At 50.0% G+C, this 24,182-nt stretch carries 25 protein-coding genes; 21 read left to right on the top strand and 4 right to left on the bottom strand.

The features are described from left to right. The first annotated feature begins 78 nt into the window (after positions 1–78). Positions 79–858: an O-methyltransferase gene (locus GS398_RS20195; protein WP_160908627.1), complete on the top strand. Its 780-nt coding sequence runs from the start codon at positions 79–81 to the stop codon at positions 856–858. Between the two features lie 50 nt (positions 859–908). On the opposite strand, the gene GS398_RS20190 is transcribed toward GS398_RS20195, so the two are convergent. Both GS398_RS20190 and GS398_RS20185 read right to left on the bottom strand, forming a co-directional pair. Next, positions 909–1,640: an FkbM family methyltransferase gene (locus GS398_RS20190; protein WP_160908626.1), complete on the bottom strand. Its 732-nt coding sequence runs from the start codon at positions 1,638–1,640 to the stop codon at positions 909–911. 262 nt (positions 1,641–1,902) lie between these two features. Next, positions 1,903–3,048 carry a BamA/TamA family outer membrane protein gene (locus GS398_RS20185; RefSeq protein ID WP_160908625.1) on the bottom strand — a complete coding sequence of 382 codons (1,146 nt, stop codon included), beginning with the start codon at positions 3,046–3,048 and terminating at the stop codon, positions 1,903–1,905. Between the two features lie 127 nt (positions 3,049–3,175). Between GS398_RS20185 and GS398_RS20180 the strand changes: the two genes are divergently transcribed. The 20 genes from GS398_RS20180 to GS398_RS20085 all read left to right on the top strand — a co-directional run bounded on the left by GS398_RS20180 (position 3,176) and on the right by GS398_RS20085 (position 23,309). Next, positions 3,176–4,153 carry a deoxyhypusine synthase family protein gene (locus GS398_RS20180; protein WP_160908624.1) on the top strand — a complete coding sequence of 326 codons (978 nt, stop codon included), beginning with the start codon at positions 3,176–3,178 and terminating at the stop codon, positions 4,151–4,153. A 404-nt stretch (positions 4,154–4,557) separates the two neighbouring features. After that, positions 4,558–5,811: a c-type cytochrome gene (locus GS398_RS20175; RefSeq protein ID WP_160908623.1), complete on the top strand. Its 1,254-nt coding sequence runs from the start codon at positions 4,558–4,560 to the stop codon at positions 5,809–5,811. A gap of 43 nt (positions 5,812–5,854) precedes the next feature. Then, a complete protein-coding gene (locus tag GS398_RS20170) occupies positions 5,855–8,902 on the top strand; it encodes a TAT-variant-translocated molybdopterin oxidoreductase (RefSeq protein WP_160908622.1) in 3,048 nt (1,015 codons plus the stop codon). Positions 8,903–8,932: 30 nt separating this feature from the next. Then, the gene (gene nrfD / locus GS398_RS20165) at positions 8,933–10,399 is read left to right on the top strand and encodes an NrfD/PsrC family molybdoenzyme membrane anchor subunit (RefSeq protein WP_160908621.1); all 1,467 of its coding nucleotides are present in this window, start codon (positions 8,933–8,935) and stop codon (positions 10,397–10,399) included. Positions 10,400–10,409: 10 nt separating this feature from the next. Beyond that, positions 10,410–10,946, top strand: a complete 537-nt coding sequence (locus GS398_RS20160; protein ID WP_160908620.1) for a DUF3341 domain-containing protein — start codon at positions 10,410–10,412, stop codon at positions 10,944–10,946. Beyond that, positions 10,939–11,526 carry a c-type cytochrome gene (locus GS398_RS20155; RefSeq protein WP_369410281.1) on the top strand — a complete coding sequence of 196 codons (588 nt, stop codon included), beginning with the start codon at positions 10,939–10,941 and terminating at the stop codon, positions 11,524–11,526. The genes GS398_RS20160 and GS398_RS20155 overlap by 8 nt, the downstream gene beginning before the upstream one ends. Before the next feature lie 17 nt (positions 11,527–11,543). After that, complete coding sequence (locus tag GS398_RS20150; RefSeq protein WP_160908618.1) at positions 11,544–12,815, top strand: quinol:cytochrome C oxidoreductase; 1,272 nt, start codon at positions 11,544–11,546, stop codon at positions 12,813–12,815. A gap of 44 nt (positions 12,816–12,859) precedes the next feature. Then, complete coding sequence (locus GS398_RS20145; RefSeq protein WP_160908617.1) at positions 12,860–14,185, top strand: cytochrome c oxidase subunit II; 1,326 nt, start codon at positions 12,860–12,862, stop codon at positions 14,183–14,185. 16 nt (positions 14,186–14,201) lie between these two features. Beyond that, positions 14,202–16,082: a cytochrome c oxidase subunit I gene (locus tag GS398_RS20140; protein ID WP_160908616.1), complete on the top strand. Its 1,881-nt coding sequence runs from the start codon at positions 14,202–14,204 to the stop codon at positions 16,080–16,082. Between the two features lie 79 nt (positions 16,083–16,161). Further along, complete coding sequence (locus GS398_RS20135; protein ID WP_160908615.1) at positions 16,162–17,238, top strand: COX15/CtaA family protein; 1,077 nt, start codon at positions 16,162–16,164, stop codon at positions 17,236–17,238. A gap of 6 nt (positions 17,239–17,244) precedes the next feature. Beyond that, positions 17,245–18,114, top strand: coding sequence for a heme o synthase (gene cyoE, locus GS398_RS20130; RefSeq protein WP_160908614.1), 870 nt, complete (start codon positions 17,245–17,247; stop codon positions 18,112–18,114). 2 nt (positions 18,115–18,116) lie between these two features. Beyond that, entirely contained in the window at positions 18,117–18,698 is a 582-nt protein-coding gene (locus GS398_RS20125; RefSeq protein WP_160908613.1) for a cytochrome c oxidase subunit 3, read from the top strand. Positions 18,699–18,708: 10 nt separating this feature from the next. Next, positions 18,709–19,410, top strand: coding sequence for a cytochrome c oxidase subunit 3 (locus GS398_RS20120; protein ID WP_160908612.1), 702 nt, complete (start codon positions 18,709–18,711; stop codon positions 19,408–19,410). Between the two features lie 12 nt (positions 19,411–19,422). Then, positions 19,423–19,776 (top strand): cytochrome C oxidase subunit IV family protein, encoded by a 354-nt coding sequence (locus GS398_RS20115; protein WP_202406150.1) that lies wholly within the window; start codon positions 19,423–19,425, stop codon positions 19,774–19,776. Next, positions 19,776–20,480 carry an SCO family protein gene (locus GS398_RS20110; protein WP_160908611.1) on the top strand — a complete coding sequence of 235 codons (705 nt, stop codon included), beginning with the start codon at positions 19,776–19,778 and terminating at the stop codon, positions 20,478–20,480. Before GS398_RS20115 ends, GS398_RS20110 begins: the two co-directional genes overlap by 1 nt. A gap of 23 nt (positions 20,481–20,503) precedes the next feature. Beyond that, entirely contained in the window at positions 20,504–21,076 is a 573-nt protein-coding gene (locus GS398_RS20105) for a DUF420 domain-containing protein (protein ID WP_160908610.1), read from the top strand. A gap of 7 nt (positions 21,077–21,083) precedes the next feature. Then, entirely contained in the window at positions 21,084–21,356 is a 273-nt protein-coding gene (locus GS398_RS20100; protein ID WP_160908609.1) for a hypothetical protein, read from the top strand. A 27-nt stretch (positions 21,357–21,383) separates the two neighbouring features. Then, on the top strand, positions 21,384–21,779 hold the full coding sequence (locus GS398_RS20095) for a DUF983 domain-containing protein (RefSeq protein ID WP_160908608.1): 396 nt from the start codon (positions 21,384–21,386) through the stop codon (positions 21,777–21,779). Next, complete coding sequence (locus GS398_RS20090; protein ID WP_160908607.1) at positions 21,776–22,438, top strand: DUF2461 domain-containing protein; 663 nt, start codon at positions 21,776–21,778, stop codon at positions 22,436–22,438. The genes GS398_RS20095 and GS398_RS20090 overlap by 4 nt, the downstream gene beginning before the upstream one ends. A 34-nt stretch (positions 22,439–22,472) precedes the next feature. Then, positions 22,473–23,309, top strand: a complete 837-nt coding sequence (locus GS398_RS20085; protein ID WP_160908606.1) for an OmpA/MotB family protein — start codon at positions 22,473–22,475, stop codon at positions 23,307–23,309. On the opposite strand, the gene rfbC is transcribed toward GS398_RS20085, so the two are convergent. Then, a complete protein-coding gene (gene rfbC / locus GS398_RS20080; RefSeq protein ID WP_160908605.1) occupies positions 23,310–23,858 on the bottom strand; it encodes a dTDP-4-dehydrorhamnose 3,5-epimerase in 549 nt (182 codons plus the stop codon). A gap of 1 nt (position 23,859) precedes the next feature. After that, on the bottom strand, positions 23,860–24,162 hold the full coding sequence (locus GS398_RS20075) for a DUF4286 family protein (protein WP_160908604.1): 303 nt from the start codon (positions 24,160–24,162) through the stop codon (positions 23,860–23,862). Positions 24,163–24,182 lie beyond the last annotated feature (20 nt).

The raw sequence follows: 24,182 nt of genomic DNA, 5'->3' as shown, positions 1-24,182 counted from the left end.
CTTTTTTAGATATAACGTTAAGATAAAGATACTATTTTTGTCAACAGATCATTTCGCAGGAATGTTCTGCGAGCTGCCATGTTAAGATTTGCCTTCGATTACCTTTCTCATCGCCTGCGGGCGAATACGCGTCACGGCACGCATTCGCCCTTTGTTTACCGCCTCCTCGATGAAGTGATCTACGATGAGCGCGCGCGTATGGAATACCTGGACATCGAACGATTACGCAAAGCCTTGTACCAGGACCACCGCGAGATCACCATTACCGACCTTGGCGCCGGCTCGCAGCTAAACGGTAGCAAGCGGAAGAAGATCAGTACGCTTGCGCGGAATGCGTTAAAACCGCCCCGGCTGGCACAGCTGATCTACCGGCTGGCGCGCGCATCGCAGGCGGCTACGGCCATCGAGCTTGGAACCTGCCTGGGGATCACCACGGCCTACCTTTCCAGGGCACTGGAACACGGCAGCGTGATCTCGGTAGAAGGGTGCCCCGAAACCTCGCGCATCGCCCGCGGGAACCTGGAGAAGCTCGGCTGTACGAATATCGACCTGAGGACCGGTAACTTCGACGCGCTTTTCCCGGCTATCGCCGCTGCGGAGCCAAAGCTGGATTTCGTTTTTATTGACGGCAACCACCGCAAGCAGGCCACGATCGATTATTTCGACTTATGCCTCGCTAAAGTACATGAAGGCTCGCTACTTATATTCGACGACATTTACTGGAGCGAAGGCATGAAAGAAGCATGGCAGCACATCAAATCGCACCCCAACGTAACCATTACCATCGATCTGTTCTGGATCGGCCTGGTGTTCTTTAAAAAAGGACGCAGCAAGGAGGATTTTAAGATCAGGTTCTGAGATACCGCGACAGGTGGATGCGCGCACCCGTATGAGCTTGCCGGCGGGTATTAGTGCGCTACGAAAATAAAGTTGTTTTCCTGTTGACCGTTGTAATCCTCCAGGCGCCCGTTCGTGTAGATCTTAGCCTGGTAACCCAGTTCTTCCAGCAGCTCGATGGTAGATGTGCGCCGCTCGTTGGCCCAGAGTTCGCAATAGATCACCGGTCTATGGCGGGTAAGCAGTTCCCGGGCGCCTTTAAATACATAGTATTCGAAATTCTCGACGTCTATTTTGATGCCGTTCACCGGTTTCTCCTGCCTGAAGATAGGCATGTTATCCAGCTTTTTCATGGGCGCCACATACATTTCACCTTGGTTCCAGTCGCCATCCTTACCCTCGATATAGGCGTGGCTCAATCCCTGCATCCTGGCGCCGTCCATAATAGGCAGTACCAGTTTTAGCTGGCCGTCGTGTTCGCCCACGGCAATTTCGTGCAGGTGCACGTTCCGAGGCTTAAAGTGGCGCATGACCCTCTTAAAAGCCTGGTTATTGGCCGGAATGGGCTCAAAAGAGTGGATGTCTGATTCCGGGAACCTTTCTGCCAGGGGCAACGAGGTGATTCCGATATTCGAGCCGATATCCAGAATGATGCCGCCCGGCCGGATCATGTTCATGAAGGTCACGAACCCATTTTCGTACTTATTTCTTTTAAGAAGAAAGATCCTGAAACGGGCAAACCAGTACAGATAATTGTCAAAGCCAAGGATTTTCTGTAAGAAACTCCTAATTCTATTCTTCATGAAGGAGGTTGCCCATTTGGGTGTGAGGTGCCTAAGTTAAAAGTATATACGTAAAAGCCCGTCATTTTAGTTATAAAAACGCGCCTCAGGCGTAGAGAAAGCATTGTGTTAGAGAATGCCGGGGTGATCGGAAGCTGAATATACTCACCGCTTTTGCGATGTGCGCGTTGATGTACAGGATAGGGTAAACCCGGTAAAAAGAACCAATACTCTTTAGCCGGACCTGAAAAACCAGCTGATAAATACGGTGATCAATAGGAAGTCAGAAGGCTTCGCCAAGGCTGATATAAAATCCCTGTTGCCGATGCTCTCCCGGTCGTTTTTCCCCGATGCCATAATCGAACCGGACACTAAGCCCCCGATTTATGTCGAAAAAGTAGCGGCCGCCGGCGCCGAAAGACGGTTTAAAGCCGTCAAGCGGTTGTTCGCTGCCGCTTTTTACTTTTCCTGCCCCGGCAAAGGCGGCAACACCCAGCCGCGGAATAAACCGGTAGCGCAGTTCCACCTGTGCCGCCAGCAGGTTCTTATCGCGGTAGCGGCCGGTATAATAGCCGCGCATCACCTGGTCGTTTCCCAGTTGGGGCAGCAGGTAGAACGGGGTGCGGCCGCTTCGTATCGACTGGCCAACTACGTTTAGCCCGGCCACGATGTTTTTCTTTTTGTTAATCGGGAGGAAACTCCTCGTGTCGAACCTGAGCAATCCGCCGGTATAGTTTTCGCCGCCGAAAAGATCGGGTGCAAAGGCTAGGTTAATTTTGATGCTGTTACCGGTGGTGGTGTAGGTATTCGAGTTCCGGTTGTCGAACACCTGCGAGATGCCGGCGAACAGCACTTTGCCGCCGTCGGGATCGCGCACCCGCGTACCGGTCGAAAATATCCCGCCGGGCTGCTTATCACGAAAGAGGTATTGATCGAAGAGAAGCGTGATGCCCGCGTAGTAACGCCGGCCGAAACGCCGTTCCACCTCCTGGTTAATCCTGAACAATTTTTGCACGACCACGTCTTTGTCGGCCTCTGCGGTGTTGGGGCCGATGCCGTAAAAGTTAAAAGGGAAGTTCTTGTACCTTATTTCCGTAAGCCGGTGCCAGCGGTTTCCCGGCGACCATATATCGGCCTGGACCTTAAAGTTCGACTGTTTTTTGGTGGTGAACGTGGCGATCACATTGATGGAAGAGCTCCGGGTAAGCAGGTCCTGCCGGTCTGTGTGGAATGCGTAAACCGCGGCGGCGCCGAATTCGAGCCCCGTTTCCTGTGCGTAGCTCAGCGAAGGAAGCGCCAGGAAGCTGCCCGCCCGGGTGCTGTCCTGCTTGCCGGAGAAAAACTTTTTAATGAGTTTTTTCTGCGAAAAAGATCGGTTTGGCGTAAACGATTCCAGCGCAATGAATATTATCAGGATGGCTCTTCTCATGAAGAGGCAAAGCTAAATAATGAACGAGGAATATCGGTAAAAGAATGCTTCATAGGCGCTTCCCGGTAATCATTCACTGTTTTCATTTCCTAAAACCTTACTTTTGCCCCACTAAAATTGAAAAGTGATGACTAACAAAGGACCGATCTCCCAGTTTATCGAACGTAACTACCTGCATTTTAACGCTGCGGCGCTGGTAGATGCTGCCAAGGGCTACGAAACTCACCTGCTGGAAGGCGGGAAAATGATGATCACGCTCGCAGGCGCCATGAGCACCGCCGAGTTGGGCATTTCCCTGGCGGAAATGATCAGGCAGGGAAAGGTGGACATTATTTCCTGCACCGGGGCCAACCTGGAGGAGGATATCATGAACCTGGTGGCGCATTCGCATTACAAGCGCGTGCCCAACTACCGCGACCTGAGCCCGCAGGATGAGTGGGACCTCCTGGAAAACCACTACAACCGGGTAACCGATACCTGCATACCCGAAGAGGAAGCTTTTCGCCGGCTTCAGAAGCACATCCACAAAATCTGGCAGGATGCCGATGATAAAGGCGAGCGTTATTTCCCGCATGAATACATGTACAAAATATTACTGAGCGGCGATCTGGAACAGTATTACGAAATAGATCCGAAAAATTCCTGGATGCTGGCCGCCGCGGAACGGAACCTGCCGATCATCGTTCCTGGATGGGAGGATTCTACCATGGGCAATATCTTTGCCTCGTACGTGATCAAAGGCCGGATCAAAGCCACCACGATGAAAAGCGGTATCGAGTATATGGCCTGGTTAGCAGACTGGTACGTAAAAAACTCCGGCGGAAAAGGGGTGGGTTTCTTCCAGATCGGCGGCGGTATCGCCGGAGATTTCCCGATCTGCGTAGTACCGATGCTTTACCAGGATATGGAAATGGAAAACATCCCCTTCTGGTCGTATTTCTGCCAGATCTCGGACTCCACCACCTCTTACGGATCTTATTCGGGCGCGGTTCCCAATGAAAAGATCACCTGGGGGAAATTGGATATCCATACCCCGAAATTTATCGTGGAATCTGACGCCACCATCGTGGCGCCGCTAATATTTGCATGGGTATTAGGCCAGTAGCAGATTATCACCCGGCGTCCCCTGGTGTGTTCTTTGCGCCCTTTGTGTGAACCGTCGCCCGCGTATGGCTCACACAAAGGGCGCAAAGTCTTTTTGCAAGGACGGGAAGACAGGTTTTCTCCATGTATTTCAGCTCACGAATTATGTTAAGAAAAGGTTTCGAAAATTGCAAACAGGATGCATCAGGACAGCCCGGGTTCGGGTCTAAAAAAGGCCTTTTTGACGCTGTTTTCGCTATAAAATTGATAATTTAGAACGATTATAAATTATTATTAACGGTCATTGCATTGTCATCCATAGCTGAATAAATTATACTTTTGTCCACTGAAAATGTGGAATAAAATCATTTAAACGACAATTTCGAAAAAGAATTCACATTCAAAAATTTATCATAAATACTTGATATGAGAAATATCTCATTGTTTTTAAGAAGTGTTGCAAAATCTTTCCTGGTAACCGTTTTACTGACCCTGGCATTAAGCGCCGCCACCAAGGCCCAGGATGCTGCGGCGGGTGCGGCGATCTTTAAGTCGAGGTGTACCGCATGTCATAAACTGGATGCCAAGTCGGTTGGACCAGCGCTGGCAGGCGTTAACGACAGGCACAAAAAAGAATGGCTGCACAAGTGGATCAAGAATTCGCAGGCGATGATCTTCGATGAGAAGGACCCTGAAGCCATTGCGATCTATGACCAGTTCAAGCCGATCACTATGACGCCGTTCCCTGATCTTTCGGACGGAGATATCGATAATATACTTGCTTACATCGCTGCGCCACCGGCTACCGGTAAGAAAGGACCTGTAGTTACGGAAGCCAAAGAAGAGATCAGCGACCTGATGATCGGCGGCCTGGTGCTGGTGATCATCGTTGCCTTCATCGTGATCATGCTGCTTAACCGTGTTACCGGTACCCTCGAGCGCCTGGTGATGAAGAACAACGGCGTAGAGATCCCTGAAGAAGTAACCGTTGACCGCGGCGCGAAATTCAAAAAGCTCTTTAAGAACAAGAAATTCGTGTTCTTTACCGGGATCATCATTATTATCATCCTGGTGTCTATCGGTACGGTAGGTATGTGGAACACCGGCGTACATACCGGTTACCAGCCAACACAGCCCATCAAGTTCTCGCACCAGCTGCATGCCGGTATTAACAAGATCGATTGCCGTTATTGCCACTCGGGCGCTTATAAATCGAAAAACGCATCCATCCCTTCGCTGAACGTTTGTATGAACTGCCACAACTACGTAACGGCAGCTGATAACTACGGTGGCCAGGTGTCGCCGGAGATCGCTAAGATCTACACCGCACTGGATTACAACCCGGATACCCGCGAGTATGGCCCTAATAAGAAACCGATCGAGTGGGTACGTGTACACAACCTGCCGGACCTGGCATACTTTAACCACTCACAGCACGTAGTTGTGGGCGGCGTACGGTGCCAGAAATGTCACGGGCCGGTTCAAACCATGGACGAACTGTACCAGTACTCCCCGCTTACCATGAAATGGTGTATCAACTGTCACCGTGAAACCGAGGTGAACAGCAAAGGCAATGCATACTACGACCGCATGATCGCCGCCCACGAGAAGATCAAGAAAGGCGAGAAGATGACTGCCGCAGTATTCGGCGGTACCGAGTGCGGTAAATGTCACTATTAAGAGTAATTACAAGAAACGATAGCATACAGTTTATATAGCTTAAATGGAAAGCAATAAAAAATACTGGAAAGGGATAGAAGAGCTTCAGAAGACGCCCGAATTTGTTGAGAACAACAAGAATGAATTCGCTGAATCCCTTCCGATTGAAGAAGTGCTAAATGAAGCGGGATTAAATACCGTAACGCCGCGCCGCGACTTTTTGAAGGCGATGGGTTTCGGGCTGGGGGCCGTAACACTGGCTGCCTGCCAGCCGGTACCGGTGGTAAAGTCGATCCCTTACCTGGTTAAACCGGAAGAGGTAGTACCAGGGATCCCTAACTACTATGTTTCCAGCTTTAACGGGCAAAGCATCCTGGTAAAAACGCGTGAAGGCCGCCCCATCAAGATCGAAGGCAACCCTGCAGGTTTGCTGGGCAATGGCGGAACAGATGCCACTACCCAGGCGTCGGTGCTCGACCTGTACGATGCTTCTAAATTAAAAGATCCAACCAAGAACGGCAGCAAGGCTTCCTGGAGCGAGATCGACGCCTTCGTAAAAGGCGAGCTTAATAAAGTTCAGGCCTCCGGTAAGAAGATCAGGATCGTTTCCGCTACTATCAACAGTCCTTCCACTAAATCGGTGATCGCTGACTTTACCGCGCAATATCCTTCCACTAAAGTGGTGATCAATGATGCCATTTCTTATACCGGTATCATCAAAGCCAACGAAAACAGCTTCGGTAAATCGGTGCTTCCGCGGTACCGTTTTGACAAGGCGGACGTGATCGTAAGCTTTGGCGCCGATTTCCTCGGGACCTGGATCACCCCGGAAGAGTTTTCAAAACAATATGTAAGCAACAGGAACGCGGCTTCGCTCGAAAGAAAGAAAATGTCGCGCCATATCCAGCTGGAAACAGGCATGAGCATGACCGGTACCAATGCCGATTCGCGTGTTCCTGTAAAACCGTCTGAAGAAGGACAGGCGATCATCGCCCTGTACCAGGAATTGACAGGTACCCCGGGTACTCCTTTGCTGACCGCGAACAAGGCTGCCGCTAACGTGGTGAAGCTTGCTGCAAAAGAACTGCTGCAGGCGAAAGGAAAAGCGCTGGTAGTTTCGGGCTCTAACGATGTTTCGGTACAGATCCTGGTAAACGCCATCAACTCGGTACTGGGAAGCTACGGTACTACCATCGACCTCGACAATCCGTCATACCAGTACACCGGTAACGATGCGGAGTTCGCCGAGCTGATCAGCGAAATGAACCGTAGCGAAGTAGGCGCTATCTTTTTCCTCGACAGCAACCCCGCTTACGATTATTTTAACGCAAAAGCATTTACGGACGCACTCGCAAAAGTAGGCCTGCGTGTTTCCTTCGCCGAAAGGGCCGATGAAACAGCCGCACTTTGTAATGTAGTAGCCATTAATCATAACTACCTCGAGGCATGGGGCGACCAGAACGCGTTCGAGGGATATTACACCGTGATCCAGCCGGCTATTAACCCGGTTCACAACAGCCGCCAGGCGGAAGTGAGCCTGCTTACCTGGTCTGACAACGCCGTAACCGATTACTACCAGTACGTTCGTAACAACTGGGAAAAAACCGTACTCGCCGCTACAGGAAAAACCTGGAAGAGCGTGCTGCAGACCGGTTTCGTATACACCGGCGAAAAGCCGGTAGGTACTTACACCTTCAGTTTATCGCTGGGCAACGTGATCCCTACCATCATGAACCAGGGTAGGGCGCTGGCGAAAGATATAGAGCTGCAGGTATACCAGAACGTACCGTTGCGCGATGGTAAACATGCCAACAACGCATTCCTGCAGGAGCTTCCCGACCCTGTTTCGAAAGTCACCTGGGACAATTTCGTGGCCATCGCCCCTAAATTCGGCGAGAAACTGGACCTCGAAGAATTTGACCTGGTAACCGTAAAAGGCGCCAACGGGTACAGCGTAACACTCCCGGTATTGTTTCAGCCCGGGCAGGCGCAGGGAACTATCTCTATCGCCGTTGGCTACGGCCGCACCGCAGCCGGTAAGGTTGGGAACGGCGTAGGCAAGAACGCTTATCCTTTCGCAACCGTACAGAATGGTACCGTCCAGTTTAATGGTACCGTAACCATCGAAAAAGCGGGCGGCAGGGAAGAACTTGCGCAAACACAAACGCACCATTCTTACGAAGGACGCAACGTGATTCGTGAAACCACCTTCGCGGAATATGCAAAAGATCCGCATGCAGGTTCAGGCAAGCATGGCGGTCATAAAAAATACGACCTCTGGTACAAACGCGAAATGCCGGGTCATAACTGGGTAATGGCGATCGACCTGAACGCCTGTACCGGTTGCGGTTCATGTATCGTGGCTTGTAACGTAGAAAATAATATCCCGGTAGTGGGTAAGGACGAAGTCCGCCGCCGCAGGGAAATGCACTGGATCCGTATAGACCGTTACTATAGCTTCAACGAAGAAGGTAAATCGGTAACCGAGGAGAACGAGATCGGCGAGCTGCAGGAGAATAAAGACGCACCTAACAACATGGACAACGTGTCGGTAGTACACCAGCCTATGCTTTGCCAGCATTGCGACCATGCGCCCTGCGAAACCGTTTGCCCGGTATTGGCAACAGTGCACTCAACCGAAGGGTTGAACCACATGGCCTATAACCGTTGCGTAGGTACACGTTACTGCGCAAATAACTGCCCGTACAAAGTTCGCCGCTTCAACTGGTTCAACTACTGGAATGACTCCCGTTTCGAGAACTACCTGCAGGAAGAGTTCACCCAGTTGGTGCTTAACCCTGACGTTACTACCCGTTTCAGGGGGGTAATGGAAAAATGTACCATGTGTATCCAGCGGATCCAGGGCGGCAAGCTCCAGGCGAAGATCGAGAAACGCCCGGTTAAAGATGGCGACATCAAGATGGCTTGCCAGCAGGCATGTACTTCAAACGCCATCATTTTCGGAGATGTAAATGATCCTGGATCTGAGGTTGCCAAAGCCCTGAAAAGCGAGCGTACTTATTATGTGCTCGAAGAAATCGACGTTCAGCCAGGCATCGGCTACCAGGTTAAGGTAAGGAACACACCAGCGGCAGCAACAACGGAAGCTTAATAAATTGCATATCAGAATTTAGAAGGAACTATGTCATCTCATCACGAATCAATTATCAGGGAACCCTTAGTAACCGGCGATAACATTACCTACGCCCGCGTTACCAATGAAGTGTTGATCCCTGTAGAAAATAAACCCAACAAGGCCTGGTGGATCGGCTTTACCGTTGCGGCACTCGGCGCCTTGCTGTGGGTGGTAGCGGTAAGCTATACTTTCTGGACCGGGATCGGCGCCTGGGGGCTTAACAAAACAGTAGGCTGGGCGTGGGATATCACCGGCTTCGTTTGGTGGGTAGGTATTGGTCACGCGGGTACGCTGATCTCCGCCGTACTGCTCCTCTTCCGCCAGAACTGGCGTAACTCCATTAACCGGTCTGCGGAGGCGATGACGATCTTCGCCGTAATCTGCGCCGCCACTTACGTAGTATCGCATATGGGGCGTCCGTGGCTCGCTTATTTCTGTTTGCCGCTACCAAACCAGTTCGGGTCGTTGTGGGTGAACTTTAACTCGCCGCTGATCTGGGACGTATTCGCCATCTCTACTTACTTCTCCGTATCGCTGGTATTCTGGTACACCGGTTTATTGCCCGATATCGCTTCTATCCGCGACAGGGCGAAAGGCACCCGCCGCCGCGTTTACTCGGTACTTTCTTTCGGATGGAATGGCTCAGTTAAAACCTGGCAGCGTTTCGAGGCGGTTTCGCTGATCCTGGCAGGTGTTTCTACACCGCTGGTACTTTCGGTACACACCATCGTATCCATGGACTTCGCTACCTCGCTCGAGCCGGGATGGCATACCACCATCTTCCCGCCTTATTTCGTGGCCGGGGCGATCTTCTCAGGTTTCGCGATGGTACAGACGCTGTTGCTTATCGCCAGGAAGGTCCTTGGATTTGAGAACTACATCACCATGTTCCACATCGAGGCGATGAACAAGATCATCATCCTCACAGGCTCTATCGTAGGTGTAGCTTATTTGACGGAGCTTTTTATCGCCTGGTACTCAGGTGCGGAATACGAGCAATATGCGTTCCTTAACCGCGTAAGCGGACCCTATTGGTGGGCATACTGGAGCATGATGACCTGTAACGTGATCTCTCCGCAGCTGTTCTGGTTCAAGAAGATCCGTACCAGCATCTTCTGGTCGTGGGTGCTCTCTATCGTGGTAAACATCGGTATGTGGTTCGAGCGTTTCGTAATTATCGTTACCTCGCTGCACCGCGACTATATCCCTTCAAGCTGGGTAATGTTCCACCCGACCATCATTGACGTTTGCGTGTTCATCGGGTCGATCGGCGTGTTCTTTACCTTGTTCCTGCTCTTTTTAAGAGTGCTGCCCGCTATCGCAATGGCGGAAGTGAAACTGCTGCTGAAGAGCGCAAGCCACCAGGCGAAGAAAAAGCTGATGGCCGAAGGTAAAGTAGACCCGGTACAGGCACAGTACTACAAAGAGTCGTTGACCAAATACGATAGCGTACCGGCATCGGAAACCGTTTAATCCAGAGACAATGAGCAACACAAAATATATACTAGGCCATTTCGAGGATCCTGATGATATGATGCACGGGATCGACAGGCTGCAGGAGAACAACATCACCATTTACGATGTATTTACCCCTATGCCCATCCATGGGATCGAGGATAAGCTGGGTTACAAACGCTCGCGTTTGCCGATCGCTGCTTTTTGCTTCGGTCTTACCGGTACCTGTACGGCATTTTCCATGATCTATTACATGCTGGTTTATGACTGGCCTATGAATATCGGCGGTAAGCCTTCGTTCGCTATGCCGGATTTCGTGCCGATCATGTTCGAATTAACGGTGCTTTTTGCTTCCTTCGGAATGATCATCACCTACTTTTTTAAGAATCACCTGTTCCCGGGACGTGCACCACGTGTGATGGACTTCCGCGCCACAGATGATCGTTTTGTGATCGCCATCGATGCCAGAACCAATCCTTACCACGATAAAATTGATGACCTGTTAAAAGAGGCGGGTGCTGTAGAAGTATTGCACAACGATAGAAAATATGTTAGCTATGAATAAACTCAGAATAACCGGGGTCATTTTTTTAACTGTGGCTGCAGCTGCCGTTGTATCCTCCTGCTCTGATAAAAAAAGCACCGGTTGGGAGTATGCCCGAAATATGTACGATCCGCTGGCTTTTAACCCTGACCAGCCTAATAAACATTTCGCAAACGGACAAACCGCTCAAACGCCGCCGGCGCATACCATGCCTGTAGGTTTCGACGAGCCGGAAACCGATTACCCGAATACTCCTGAAGGTTACCAGTCAGCTGGTTTGAACCTGAAGAACCCGCTTCCGCTTACCAAAGCGAACCTGGAAGAAGGCAAGATGCTGTACGCACAAATGTGTACCCAATGCCATGGTCTTACCGGCAAGGGCGACGGATCGATCGTGAAACTGGAGAAATTCCCTGCGCCGCCTTCCTATTCTACCGGGCAGTCTTCCCGCGGTGGAGGTATGAATGAGCTTTCCGATGGCAAGATCTTCCACACGATCACCTACGGGGTAAATATGATGGGCCCGCATCGTTACCAATTAACGCCTACCGAACGCTGGAAAATCGTTCAGTTCGTACATGAATTACAAAAATTACAATAGAAACTGCTAATAGACCGATGGGAACTCATAATCATACTCATAATTTCTCACAGCAATTCGAGTTTACAGGTAAGCCAAAGACCTGGAGCTTAATTGCCATCGTGATCGGTATCGTGGCTATTGCCTACGGTTTCCTGATCGATACATCGGAGACACATGCAGAAAGAACTTTTGCGAATCTCCTCCTGATGGGATATTATTTCACCTGCGTTTGTGCGGCCGGAACTTTCTTCTTAGCGGTTCAATATGTGGCACAGGCGGGATGGTCGGCAAGTATCCTGCGTATTCCGCAGGCTTTTGCCAGGGTGCTGCCGATCGCGGCCGTCATCCTGGTTTTAATCTGTGCGGCCGGCCTTTTTACACATCATGAAATAGAAGAGGAAGGCGTTAAAGTGTCGGCTCCTTTATTGTACAAGCATTGGGCAACACATGGCCTGGCGGATCCTGCTTCTGAGCATTACGATGAGGTGATCGCCGGGAAGGCATCCTTCCTCAATGTGCCTTTCTTCCTTTCGAGGATGGTGATCTTCCTGGGATTGTACAGCATTTTCGCGATGCTGTTCACCAGGTTCTCATATAACGAGGACCTGGAAGGCGGGATGAACAACTACCAGAAAAGCTTTAAATATGCCTGTATTTTCCTGGTGATCTTCGGATTTACTACCCCGATCTGGTCGTTCGATACGGTGATGTCGCTGGAAGCGCATTGGTTCTCTACCATGTTTGGCTGGTATAACTTTGCCGCCATGTGGGTGAGCGGACTAAGCGCGATCGCTTTAACGCTGATCCTGTTAAGAAAAGCAGGGTATTTTACCTGGACCAATGACAGCCACCTGCACGACCTTGGAAAGTTTATGTTTGCCTTTTCGATCTTCTGGACGTATGTGTGGTTTGCACAGTTCCTGCTGATCTATTATGCCAACATGTCGGAAGAAACCGTTTATTTCTACGAAAGATGGGAACCGGAGTTTAAACCCTGGTTCTGGCTGAATATCGTGATCAACTTCTTGTCGCCGGTACTAATCCTGATGTCGCGCGATAACAAACGGAAGGAAAACCTCATGATGTTCGTTGCGATCCTGTTGCTTTGCGGCCACTGGCTTGACTACTACATGATGATCATGCCTGGCACAGTGTCAAAACATCGTACATTTGGCATTACCGAAATAGGGATCGCTATCGGCTTTGCCGGGACCTTCGCCTTCTTTATGCTGAACGCGCTGAGCAAACGGCCGCTGGTGCCGAAAAATCACCCTTTCCTCGAGGAAAGTTTGCATCATCATATTTAATTGTACAACCAGATTAGTTTACGCACATACGTATTGTCAAGAAAATGGGTTTAAGAAATTATTTTAAGATCAGGCCATTAGTCGTTATACTGCTTGTTTGCGCATTCAGTGTAGGTTCGCATGCGCTGGCACAGGAGCCGGCCGATTCGACCGCCGCCTCTAATACCGCCGCTACGACCGAAGAAGTTGCGCAGGCAGATTCAGGATCGACCGTAGCCGCCGGTGAGCCGCTGGTAAGTACCGATATCGATACCACCAAGTTATCATGGACAGGCGGCGGACCTGATGCACCGAAACCTCCCGCAGATCATTCGGCAGAGTACAAAGCATTCTGGTACTACTTCCTGTTGTTCTTCCTGTTCTGTGTGTTCCTGGGGATTGTTGGAAAAGCGCTCCGGTTATACGAGCTTACCAAAGAGGTACAGGGCAAGAAAACAGCAATTAACTGGAACCGTATCCAGGGTATGATCTTCGCGATCGCGCTGGTAGTGGGTATATATGGCGCTTACTGGTCATATACCGTGCAGGGCCCGATGAGCGTAACGCCTTCGGCAAGTAAACACGGCCAGACGCTCGACCTGATGTTCACCGTAACCCTGGTGATCACTACGATCGTATTTGTGCTGACCCATATCCTGCTGTTCGGATTTTCTTACATCTACGCAGGATCTTCGAAACGCAAAGCTTATTACTATCCGCATAACAATACCGTAGAGCGTATCTGGACCATCGTTCCGGCCGTGGTACTGGCGGGATTGGTACTATTCGGGTTCTTTACCTGGAGAAGCATTACCGAGGTTTCTGAAGATGCCCGGAAAGCAGCGATCAGCCTCGAAGTTACCGGTGAGCAGTTTAGCTGGAACGTCCGTTATGCGGGCGACGATAACCTGCTGGGCTTGCGTAACTATAAGCTTACTACGCCTACCAACGGACTGGGTATCGATTTTACCGACAGCAAGAGCTGGGACGATAAAATGAGCACTGATATCGTACTCCCGGTGAATAAAGCGGTACGTGTTACCGTTAATTCAAAAGACATCCTGCACAGCTTTTACATTCCTGATTTTAAGGCGCAGATCAACGCCGTTCCGGGAATGACCACTTCTTTCCAGTTTACACCGACCAAAACGACTGCGCAAGTACGTGCGGAACGTAACGAGCCCGAGTATGATTACATCCTGCTTTGCGCGAAGATCTGCGGATCTGGTCACTACAACATGCAGAAAAAGGTGATCGTAGTAAGCGAAGCCGAGTATAAAGAATGGCTTGCCAAGCAAACTTTATATTACAGTGATGATGTAAAGAAGAAAATGCAGACTGCTTCTGCCAATGAAGCTGCCGCGGATAACAAGATTGCGTTAAATAAATAATATACAGAAGAGAGATATGTCAAGCACAGCAAAGCATACTACGTTAGAACTCCATGGTCATCACGATGATCACGGCCATCATAAGGAAACGTTCATTACGAAGTATATTTTTAGCCAGGATCATAAGATGATCGCTAAGCAGTTCCTGGTAACAGGGATCGTAATGGCGGTGATCGGGATGGTTTTATCGATCCTTTTCCGTATCCAGTTAGGCTGGCCGGAAAAATCATTCCCGATATTAGAGGCGTTTTTAGGCAAATGGGCCGAAGGCGGCCGTATTAAACCGGAGTTTTACCTGGCACTCGTCACCATCCATGGTACCATCATGGTGTTCTTCGTGCTAACCACCGGTTTGAGCGGTACATTCAGTAACCTGCTGATCCCGCTGCAGCTGGGTGCCCGTGATATGGCGTCGCCGTTCCTGAACATGCTTTCTTACTGGCTGTTCTTTATATCAAGCCTTATCATGGTGGGCGCTTTCTTCGTTGAAAGCGGCCCTGCAAGTGCGGGTTGGACGATCTATCCGCCATTATCGGCCCTGCCGACGGCGATTTCCGGCTCCGGGCTGGGGATGACGCTGTGGCTGATCAGTATGGTGCTGTTCATCGCATCGTCGCTGATCGGTTCCCTGAATTACATCAGTACCGTGTTAAACATGCGCACCAAAGGAATGGATATGTGGAAGATGCCGCTTACTATCTGGGCGTTCTTCCTTACCGCTGTATTGGGTGTACTGTCATTCCCCGTACTGGTTGCGGGTGTGGTACTGCTTATTTTCGACCGCAGCTTTGGTACCAGCTTCTACTTATCAGACATCGTTTTACAGGGACAGGTATTGCCTAACGAAGGCGGCAGCCCGATCCTGTTCCAGCACTTGTTCTGGTTCCTGGGCCACCCCGAGGTATACATCATTATCATGCCGGCGTTGGGTATCACTTCTGAAGTGATCGCGACCAACTCGCGCAAACCGATCTTCGGTTACCATGCGATGGTTTACTCGCTGATCGGTATCGCTATCCTGTCGTTCATCGTTTGGGGGCACCATATGTTCGTAACCGGTATGAACCCATTCCTGGGAGGGGTTTTCATGATCACTACGCTCATTATCGCGGTGCCGTCGGCTGTAAAAACGTTTAACTACCTGGCTACGCTTTGGCGCGGTAACCTGCGCTTTACGCCGGCCATGCTGTTCGGTATCGGGCTCGTTTCGTTCTTTATCTCCGGTGGTCTTACCGGTGTGTTCCTTGGAAACGCGGCGCTGGACATTCCCCTGCACGATACTTATTTCGTTGTTGCACACTTTCACCTGGTAATGGGCTCTGCGGCGATCTTTGGAATGTTGTGCGGTGTTTACCACTGGTTCCCTAAAATGTTCGGACGTATGATGGACGATAAGTTGGGCTACCTGCACTTCTGGGTTACTTTTATCGGCGCTTACCTGGTTTTCTTCCCGATGCACTTTATGGGCCTCGACGGCGTTCCGAGAAGGTACTATGCGTTCACCGAGTTCGCATTTATGAAAGAGTGGTTAACTGTGAACAAGTTCATTTCATGGGCAGCCATCATCGCGGCATTGGGCCAGGTGGCGTTCCTCTATAACTTCTTCCATTCTATGTTCTTTGGTAAAAAAGCGGTACAGAATCCCTGGGGCTCTAACACCATGGAGTGGACCACACCGGTTGAACACCTGCATGGTAACTGGCCGGGAGAGATCCCAACCGTTTACCGCTGGCCATATGATTACAGCAAGCCTGGTCACCACGAAGATTTTATCCCACAAACCGTTCCTTTCTCCGAAACCATGAGCTCGAACCTTCCGCATGATTTTGAAGGAAATGTGGAAGCTGAACGGATTCAGCAGGAATGGGTGAAAACCCACCAGGCAGAAAAAGTTTAACTTGCACCGTATAAATATGCCGGGGTATCTGCCGTAAGTAATTGCTTACAGATACCCCGGTTTTTTTTAACCCTTATCCATGATGTTCTCTCCGGGAGAAAGAAAATTTTTAGCGGTTAACCGCATCACCATCCTCTCTTTGTTTGCGTTGATCCTGGCAGGCGGGATCGTGCGAACCTCCGGGTCGGGTATGGGGTGTCCGGATTGGCCTAAATGTTTCGAAAGTTACGTGCCGCCGGTATCTGCCAGTCAGCTGCCGGAAGGGTATAAAGAGAAATACGTAGAGAAACGCGTCGCGAAAAACGAGCGATTCGCCAAAACGCTCGACGTATTGGGTTACGGAGAGATGGCGGCAAAGATCAGGAGCGATAAAAGCATCCGCGAGCCTGAAGATTTTAACGCCGCAAAAACCTGGACCGAGTACATCAACCGGTTGGTGGGAGCCGTCACCGGCGTATTTTTGCTGGGATGTGTTATCCGGTCGCGTGTATATCTCCGCACCCGGAAACGTATATTCTTTGCCAGCCTGTTCAATATCGTCCTGGTAATCTTCCAGGCGTGGCTGGGTTCCATCGTGGTATCTACCAATTTGCTGGCGTGGGTGGTAACGGTACATATGCTGCTGGCCCTGGGTATCGTGGCTATCAGCATTTATACGCTTTTCGAGGCGCAGGTGCTCAGGAACCAGGCGCTGCTGAGCGGCGGGCAGATGAGCAGGCTGCAATTGATAGCGCTATTGCTTTGTTTGCTTACCCTGGTGCAGGTTACGCTTGGTACCGGGGTACGCGAGCAGGTGGATTTTGTGGCTGATGCGATGGCACGTTTAAATCGCGCCAGCTGGGTGCAGCAGGTGGGAGCGACATTTAACCTTCACCGGGATTCTGCCCTGATACTAACGGCCGGCCAGTTTACGCTTTTTTATATCGTGCGGAAGAAATTTGCGGCAACGGCCTTTCAATACAGATATGTAACTTACTCGGGTATGTTAATCGTGCTCCAGGTGGTTACCGGTGTCGTTCTCGCTTACCTGGCGTTACCGCCGGTTGCGCAGGCGGCGCACTTGGTGCTGGCGACGTTGTTGTTTTCGGCACAGTTTTACCTGATGTTACTGTTGAGGTCCCGTTCTGCGGTGATTTCGGCGGTGCAAACCAAATGACTCGAAGTGAAGGATTTTTTAAAGGACTTTAAGGAATTGATCAAGCTGCGGCTCACCTTTCTGGTGGCTTTCTCAGCTTCGGTTTCATTTCTTATCGGGTGCAGGCAGCAGGGCGGGTATGATTGGGGTCAGTGGGTTATTTTAACCGTTGGCGGTTTCCTGGTTACCTCCGCGGCCAACGGATTTAACGAGATCATCGAGAAAGACCTGGACAAGCTGATGAAGCGTACCATGGGGCGGCCGATTCCCGCAGGGCGGATGACTACCGGGCAGGCGTTGGTGCTCAGCCTGTTCATGGGGTTGGCAGGAACGCTGATGCTGGTACAGCTTAACTTCCTAACCGGTGTGCTTTCGGTTTTTTCCATCTTTTTGTATGCGTTTATTTATACACCGATGAAGCGGAAGTCGCCGATCGCGGTGTTTATCGGGGCATTTCCAGGGGCTTTGCCGCCACTGATCGGTTATTTTGCCGCGTTCGACAGGCCGTCGATCTCCTGGATCCCCATCGTGCTGTTCCTTATCCAGTTCGTATGGCAGTTCCCGCATTTCTGGGGCATCGCATGGGTATTGGACGATGATTATAAAAAAGCGGGGTTCAGGCTCCTGCCCACCACCAGGCGCGATGCCGTGAGTGCCTGGTTTGTATTTATTTCTACCCTTGTCCTAATACCGGTAAGCCTTTTACCAACTATTATGGGCTTTGGAGGTTATTATATAGGAGGGATCTCACTTGCCGCGGGGCTTTATTTTTGCTGGTGCGGATTTAAACTGACCCGTAATCTCGACATTCCGTCGGCACAAAAGGTAATGTTCGGTTCGTTTGGCTATTTGCCGCTGGTGCAGCTGGCCTTATTATTTGATTTTATAAGTAAATAAACATGGCACAATTGAATATAGAAGAGACCAAAACGAACCTTAAGGCCAAGAAATTCCTGATGTGGCTTTTCCTGGTGTCGTCTTTTATTTATTTCGCCGGGTTAACAAGCGGGTTCATCGTTTATACCGCGGGCAGCGCCAACCGCGGTATAAAAACCATTCTCCCGGAAGAATTTATGTACAGCACGGCGGCGATCATACTCAGCAGCCTTACCATGCACCTGGCCGTACGCGCGGGTAAGGGCCTCCGTTTTGGCAGCCAGCAGCTGTTCCTGGCGTTAACGTTCGTGCTGGGCATCGTATTTTTTGTTATCCAGTGGAAGGCATGGAACGTGCTGGCCAGTCGCGGCATCATGTTCAGTTTTAATAAAAATGCGTCGCAATCTTTCGTGTATGTGTTCGTGTGGTCGCACCTGGCGCATATCCTCGCCGGACTCGGCCTTATCGTTGGTGCTATGCTCGGCAGGGTGCGTAATATCGCTCAAATACGTAACGTGTTCAGGCTGGAGATCACTTCCATCTTCTGGCATTTTATCGATATCCTATGGATTTATCTATATGTTTTCTTACTTTTGAACCAATAACTTACTATACATGAGTACTATCGTATCACCTTTAGATGAAGTAAAAACCGGGCCCTGGAGCGGGGGGAAATCGCCCTTTTCCGTTGAATACGGGAAGCTGATGATGTGGTTTTTTCTTGTATCAGACGCGTTCACTTTCTCTTCGTTCCTGATCTACTACGGCGCACAGCGTTTCAGCAAATTATCATGGCCTAATCCCGACGTGGTGTTCCAGTCGATACCTGGCCTTGCCGATGCCGGATACCCGCTTGTCTTTGTAGGTATCATGACGTTTATATTGATCGCCAGCTCCGTTACCATGGTCCTGGCGGTGGAGGCGGGCCACCGCGGGGCGAAAAAAGAAGTTGCCTGGTGGATGGTAGCAACCATTATCGGCGGTTTCATGTTCCTGGGCTGCCAGGCGCTTGAATGGACACACCTTCACCATGAAGGTTTCTGGTGGGGAGCTGTTCCTTCAGCAGAAGAGATCCACCATCTCGGCACCAATCATGTTGGCGCTACCCAGTTCGCTAACCTGTTCTTTACCATTACCGGTTTCCATGGTTTCCACGTATTCAGCGGGGTGATCATCAATATCATCATCTTAATCATGACCCTTTCAGGGACCTTCCAAAAAAGAGGAAGTTACCTGATGGTGGAAAAAGTGGGCCTTTACTGGCACTTTGTAGACCTCGTTTGGGTATTCGTATTTACATTTTTCTACCTGGTTTAATTCAAGATCACTATGAACACAGAACATACAACAGAACACGGGCACGACGAAGAGCATGCAACCATGACCAAGGGTAATATCTGGCAGGTTTTCTTTATCCTGCTGGGAATTACCATAGTAGAGTTTATCATCGCACTTGTATTGATCCCCAAAGGGATACTTCCCCGCAGCATCGGTAATTTTGCTTATATCATTCTTACCCTGGTAAAAGCATTTTACATCGTGGCATACTTTATGCACCTTAAGTTTGAGAAAGTCGCATTAAAATCAGGGATCATCGTCGTTTTTGTTTTTATCATTTACTTTATCGTGCTGATGCTTACTGAGGGTTCTTACCTCAATACGCACATGTTCCACCTGAAATAATGGGCGGTAATTTTCCGGTAAAAAAGATCCTGATCCTGGTAGTCATACTGGCACTACCGGGATTTTTATATTATTTACTCCAGGAGAAAGGCAAGAACCGGTATCATCCGCTGGCCATATTCGGTCCGAAACAACTCGCCGGCACCTTTCATAAGAAACGGGGAAAGAAAATCCGGGATACGCTCTACCATACGGTACCGTCATTTTTACTAACCAACCAGAATGGGTTGCCGACAAAATTTCCGGCGGATTCCGGCAGTATCACCGTAGTGAGTTTTTTTTATACCCGCGGCGGGCAGCCTTGTGCTTACATGAACTACGCGCTTTCGGGGCTTGTAAAAGAATACGACCGGAACAAGCGGATGCAGTTTCTTACCATCTCGGTCGACCCGGAGTTTGATACGCCTCCGGAGTTAAAAAAGTATTCGATGACCTATTCCGCGAGGGCGGGTAAATGGAGTTTCCTGACCGGGGACCAGGATAAGATCTACGAAATCGCCCGCAGGGGATTCCTGGTCGACGCTTTGCGCGATACCTTAGAGCAAGGAAACTTCATCTATAGCCCGATGTTTATCCTCGTAGATCCGCTGAGACGCATTCGCGGATACTATGACTCAGGCATTAAAGAACAGGTAGATAAATTGAACGATGAGATTAAAGTGCTGATCGTCGAAGAATTAAGAAAAGTAAAGAATCCTGGATAAGGACTCTTCCAGTTACTCAACAAATGAATGATAAGATCTTATTCCGCATTGTAGCCGCCATTTCCATTTTCGTTTTCCTGGTGGTAGTGATATTGAACAGGAAAGTGATCCCTGCCCCGGCCGGGTTGCCCTCCTTTACGTTTTTCCTGCCTAAGTTTAACGCCATTATCAATGGGACCTGCAGCGTGCTCCTGTTGTTGTCGCTATACTTTATCAGGCGGCGGAACATCACCATGCACAAGCGGATCAACCTGCTTACGTTCGTGCTTTCGGCATTGTTCCTGGTATCGTACATCGGGTTCCACTACCTGGCGCCAGAGACCCGGTATGGCGACCTGAATAGCGATGGCATTCTTTCGCCGGAAGAGGTTGCAGAAGCGGGAAACCTCAGGTATATTTATTATGTTATTCTCGTGACGCATATCATACTTGCCGCAGTTGTTTTACCGTTAGTGTTACTGAGTTTTTACCGCGGTTTACAAATGCAGGTGGAACGCCACAAGAGGCTGGTGAGGTGGACTTTCCCGATCTGGCTGTATGTAACGGTAACCGGGGTGGTAGTGTACCTGATGATATCGCCTTATTATAATTTTTAACGTCGAAATGAAAATCAAACACTTTTTTGCCATAGTATTTATCTCAGTTTTATTTTCCGGTCAGCCGGAAGCAAAGGCGCAGTGTGCCATGTGTACATTAACAGCAGATAACTCCGTTCAGAACGGGAATATGGACGGCAGGGGTCTCAACAAAGCGATACTTTACCTGCTTGCCGCCCCCTATGTGGCTGTGGGCATTATCGGCACCGTATGGTACAGGAAATACCGCCGTCGCAACATTGCCCTGGAAATAAAGGACGAGCGGATCAACCTGAATTAAGAACCGTAAAAATAACCGTCGACACCTATGCCTACCTCAAAGCTTTCTGCCATCGCCCAATGCAAATGCCCAAGGTGCAGGCGGGGAAAGATGTTTTACGGGAAGATCTATTCCCTGAAGCAGCACATGAACGAGCATTGTCCGCATTGCGGGTTAAAATTCGAGATAGAGCCGGGTTATTTTTACGCGGCGATGTACGTGAGCTATGCGTTAAACGTGGCCGAGATGGTGACGGTGGGTGTGGGTACTTATGTGTTAACGCACCGGCTGGAATTCGAAGATATGTGGCTTTATTTCGCTACCATTCTGACCGGCTGCGTGGTATTGGCGCCTTTTAATTTCCGGTATTCCCGGGTGATACTTCTTCATTGGCTTTCGCCGAAGGTGCACTATAACGCCGGGTATGATATTGATAAGCCATGATACTTCCTTCTACCCTTACTTTCCTGGTAGGCATTGCCGAACACAACGACCGTGACTGGTTCCAGGATCATAAAGCGGATTACGACAAGGCGCGTGAAAATGTCCTGGAGTTTACCCGATCCGTTATCCGTGGCATCGCCCTGTTCGATGCTACCGTGCCTGCGGACCTTGATCCTAAAAGCTGCGTGATGCGGATTTACCGCGATATCCGCTTTAGCAAGAACAAGACACCTTACAAAAATAATTTCGGCATCGGGATTTCCAGGCAGGGCAAGAATTTCGATGGCGCCGGTTATTACCTGCACATCCAGCCCGGGGAGTCATTCATAGCGGCCGGCTCATGGCAACCTGAGACTCAGCAGCTGAAAGCCATCCGCCAGGAGATCGATTACAACGGTGCAGACCTGCTGGAACTACTTAATAACGAGCGTTTTGTAAAGCTGGCCGGTGATCTTTCGGCCGAAGATCAGCTGAAGACGATGCCGAAAGGCTATCCGGCCGATCACCCGATGATCCATTACCTGAAGCTTAAGAGCTTTAATGCCGTCGCCAACCTGCCCGATAGCCTGTTAACCGGCGACCAGGCCGCGGAACAAGTTGTCGATATGTTCGAAACTTTACACCCGCTGGTGGTTTTTTTGAGGAATGCGGTGAACTGACAATTGATTACTGACAACCACAACCGATAACACCATGAAACGTATTTTATTTATCACCACCATCCTGGCAGCTTCGTCGTTTTCTTCGTGTGTAGTGCTCTCTAACAAGAAATATAAAACGCTGCTTTCGCAGAAGGACTCGCTTTCCGCGGGATGGGACGCAGCAAAGGTGAAGGTCTCGAGCCTTGAGGAAGAGATCGGGCGGCTGCAGGCAGATACCGCACGTCTGAATGCAAGGATTATTGACCTGCAATCGTCACTCGCAGGCCTGAACTCGAATTATTCTGCCTTGCGTGCAAACAGCTCGACCGAGATCAGTAAACTGTCAGAAGACCTGAAGAAGCGCGAAGCAAGACTGAAAGAAGTTGAAGATGTGCTTCGTAAACGTGACGAGGCGACCAATGCGCTTCGCGATAAGCTGCAAAAGGCATTGCTTGGTTTCCAGCAAAGCGGGTTATCAGTTGATATCAGGAACGGTAAGGTATATGTTTCGTTAACAGACAAGTTGTTATTTGCCTCGGGCAGTATCGTGATCGACGATAAAGGCAAGCAGGCGCTGAAAGGCCTCGCCGACGTGTTGAAGACACAGCCGGAGATCAATATTTCCGTGGAAGGACATACGGACGATCAGCGGATCGTAAACCTCGGCCAGATCAAGGATAATTGGGACCTGAGCGTACTTCGCGCAACGTCTGTGGTACGTTTCTTAACGGATGAACAGAAACTCGAAAACAGCCGCGTAACCGCAACAGGTAAAGGACAGTATCAGCCGGTAGATGCTGCAGGTACGCCGGAAGCGAGGAGCCATAACCGCCGTATCGAGATCGTGCTTTCGCCAAAGCTCGACGAGCTGTATAACCTGATCAAGTAATCAGAAAGGGCTTTGCAGGTCTTTTAGCAGGGGTAAGATCTTGTCTTTGTCAGACAGGATCACCTCGTTGCTGCTAATGCCCCAATCAATTCCCAGGTCGGGATCATTCCAGAGACCGCCGAGCTCTGAGTTTTTATTGTATAACGAGGTCACTTTATACGAAAAGATGGTATTGTCTTCGAGGGTTACAAAGCCATGGATGAAACCCGGCGGGATCCACAGCATCTTAAAGTTTTCGGCGCTGAGCGTTATCGAAAAGTGTTTGCCATAGGTAGCAGAATTCTTGCGGATATCGACCACCACATCCTTTACGCTTCCCTGTATCACCCTTACCAATTTACCCTGGGCATGAGGCGGCGCTTGTGCATGTAACCCTCTCAAGGCGCCTTTTTGGGAAAATGATTGGTTATCCTGCACGAAATTTGCCGGGATGCCGGCGGCTTCAAAGCGTTCCTGGTTGTAGCTTTCGTAAAAATATCCGCGGTCATCTTTCCAGATCTTTGGCTCTATTACCACGAGGCCTTCAAAAGGGGTTTCTATAAAATTCATGCTAATCGATATACTCCATAATAGTGCTGAAAGATACAAACCTGTTTGGGAAATTGGCGATATGTGTTCGTTGTATTTGCGGGTCGTGGCGCGTGAGGAACTCATCGATCTTCCCGCGGTTATCCGCTACGTACTGCAGGCAATAGGTCACTCCTTCATTCGGGCTATCGACTACACGTAGCAGCCGGCTGGAAACAAAGCAACCGGAATCCATGGTTTCGGGTACCAGGTACGCCCGGGCCCAGCTGAGCCACTCCTCGTGCGCCGGCTCTTCAACCATGATGGTAGTGTTGAATAAAAACATGCCCGCAAAATAATGAATAA

It is taken from the genome of Hufsiella ginkgonis, assembly GCF_009834915.1.
Taxonomy (GTDB): Bacteria; Bacteroidota; Bacteroidia; order Sphingobacteriales; family Sphingobacteriaceae; genus Hufsiella; species Hufsiella ginkgonis.
This window is presented reverse-complemented; position numbering and strand designations above follow the sequence as displayed.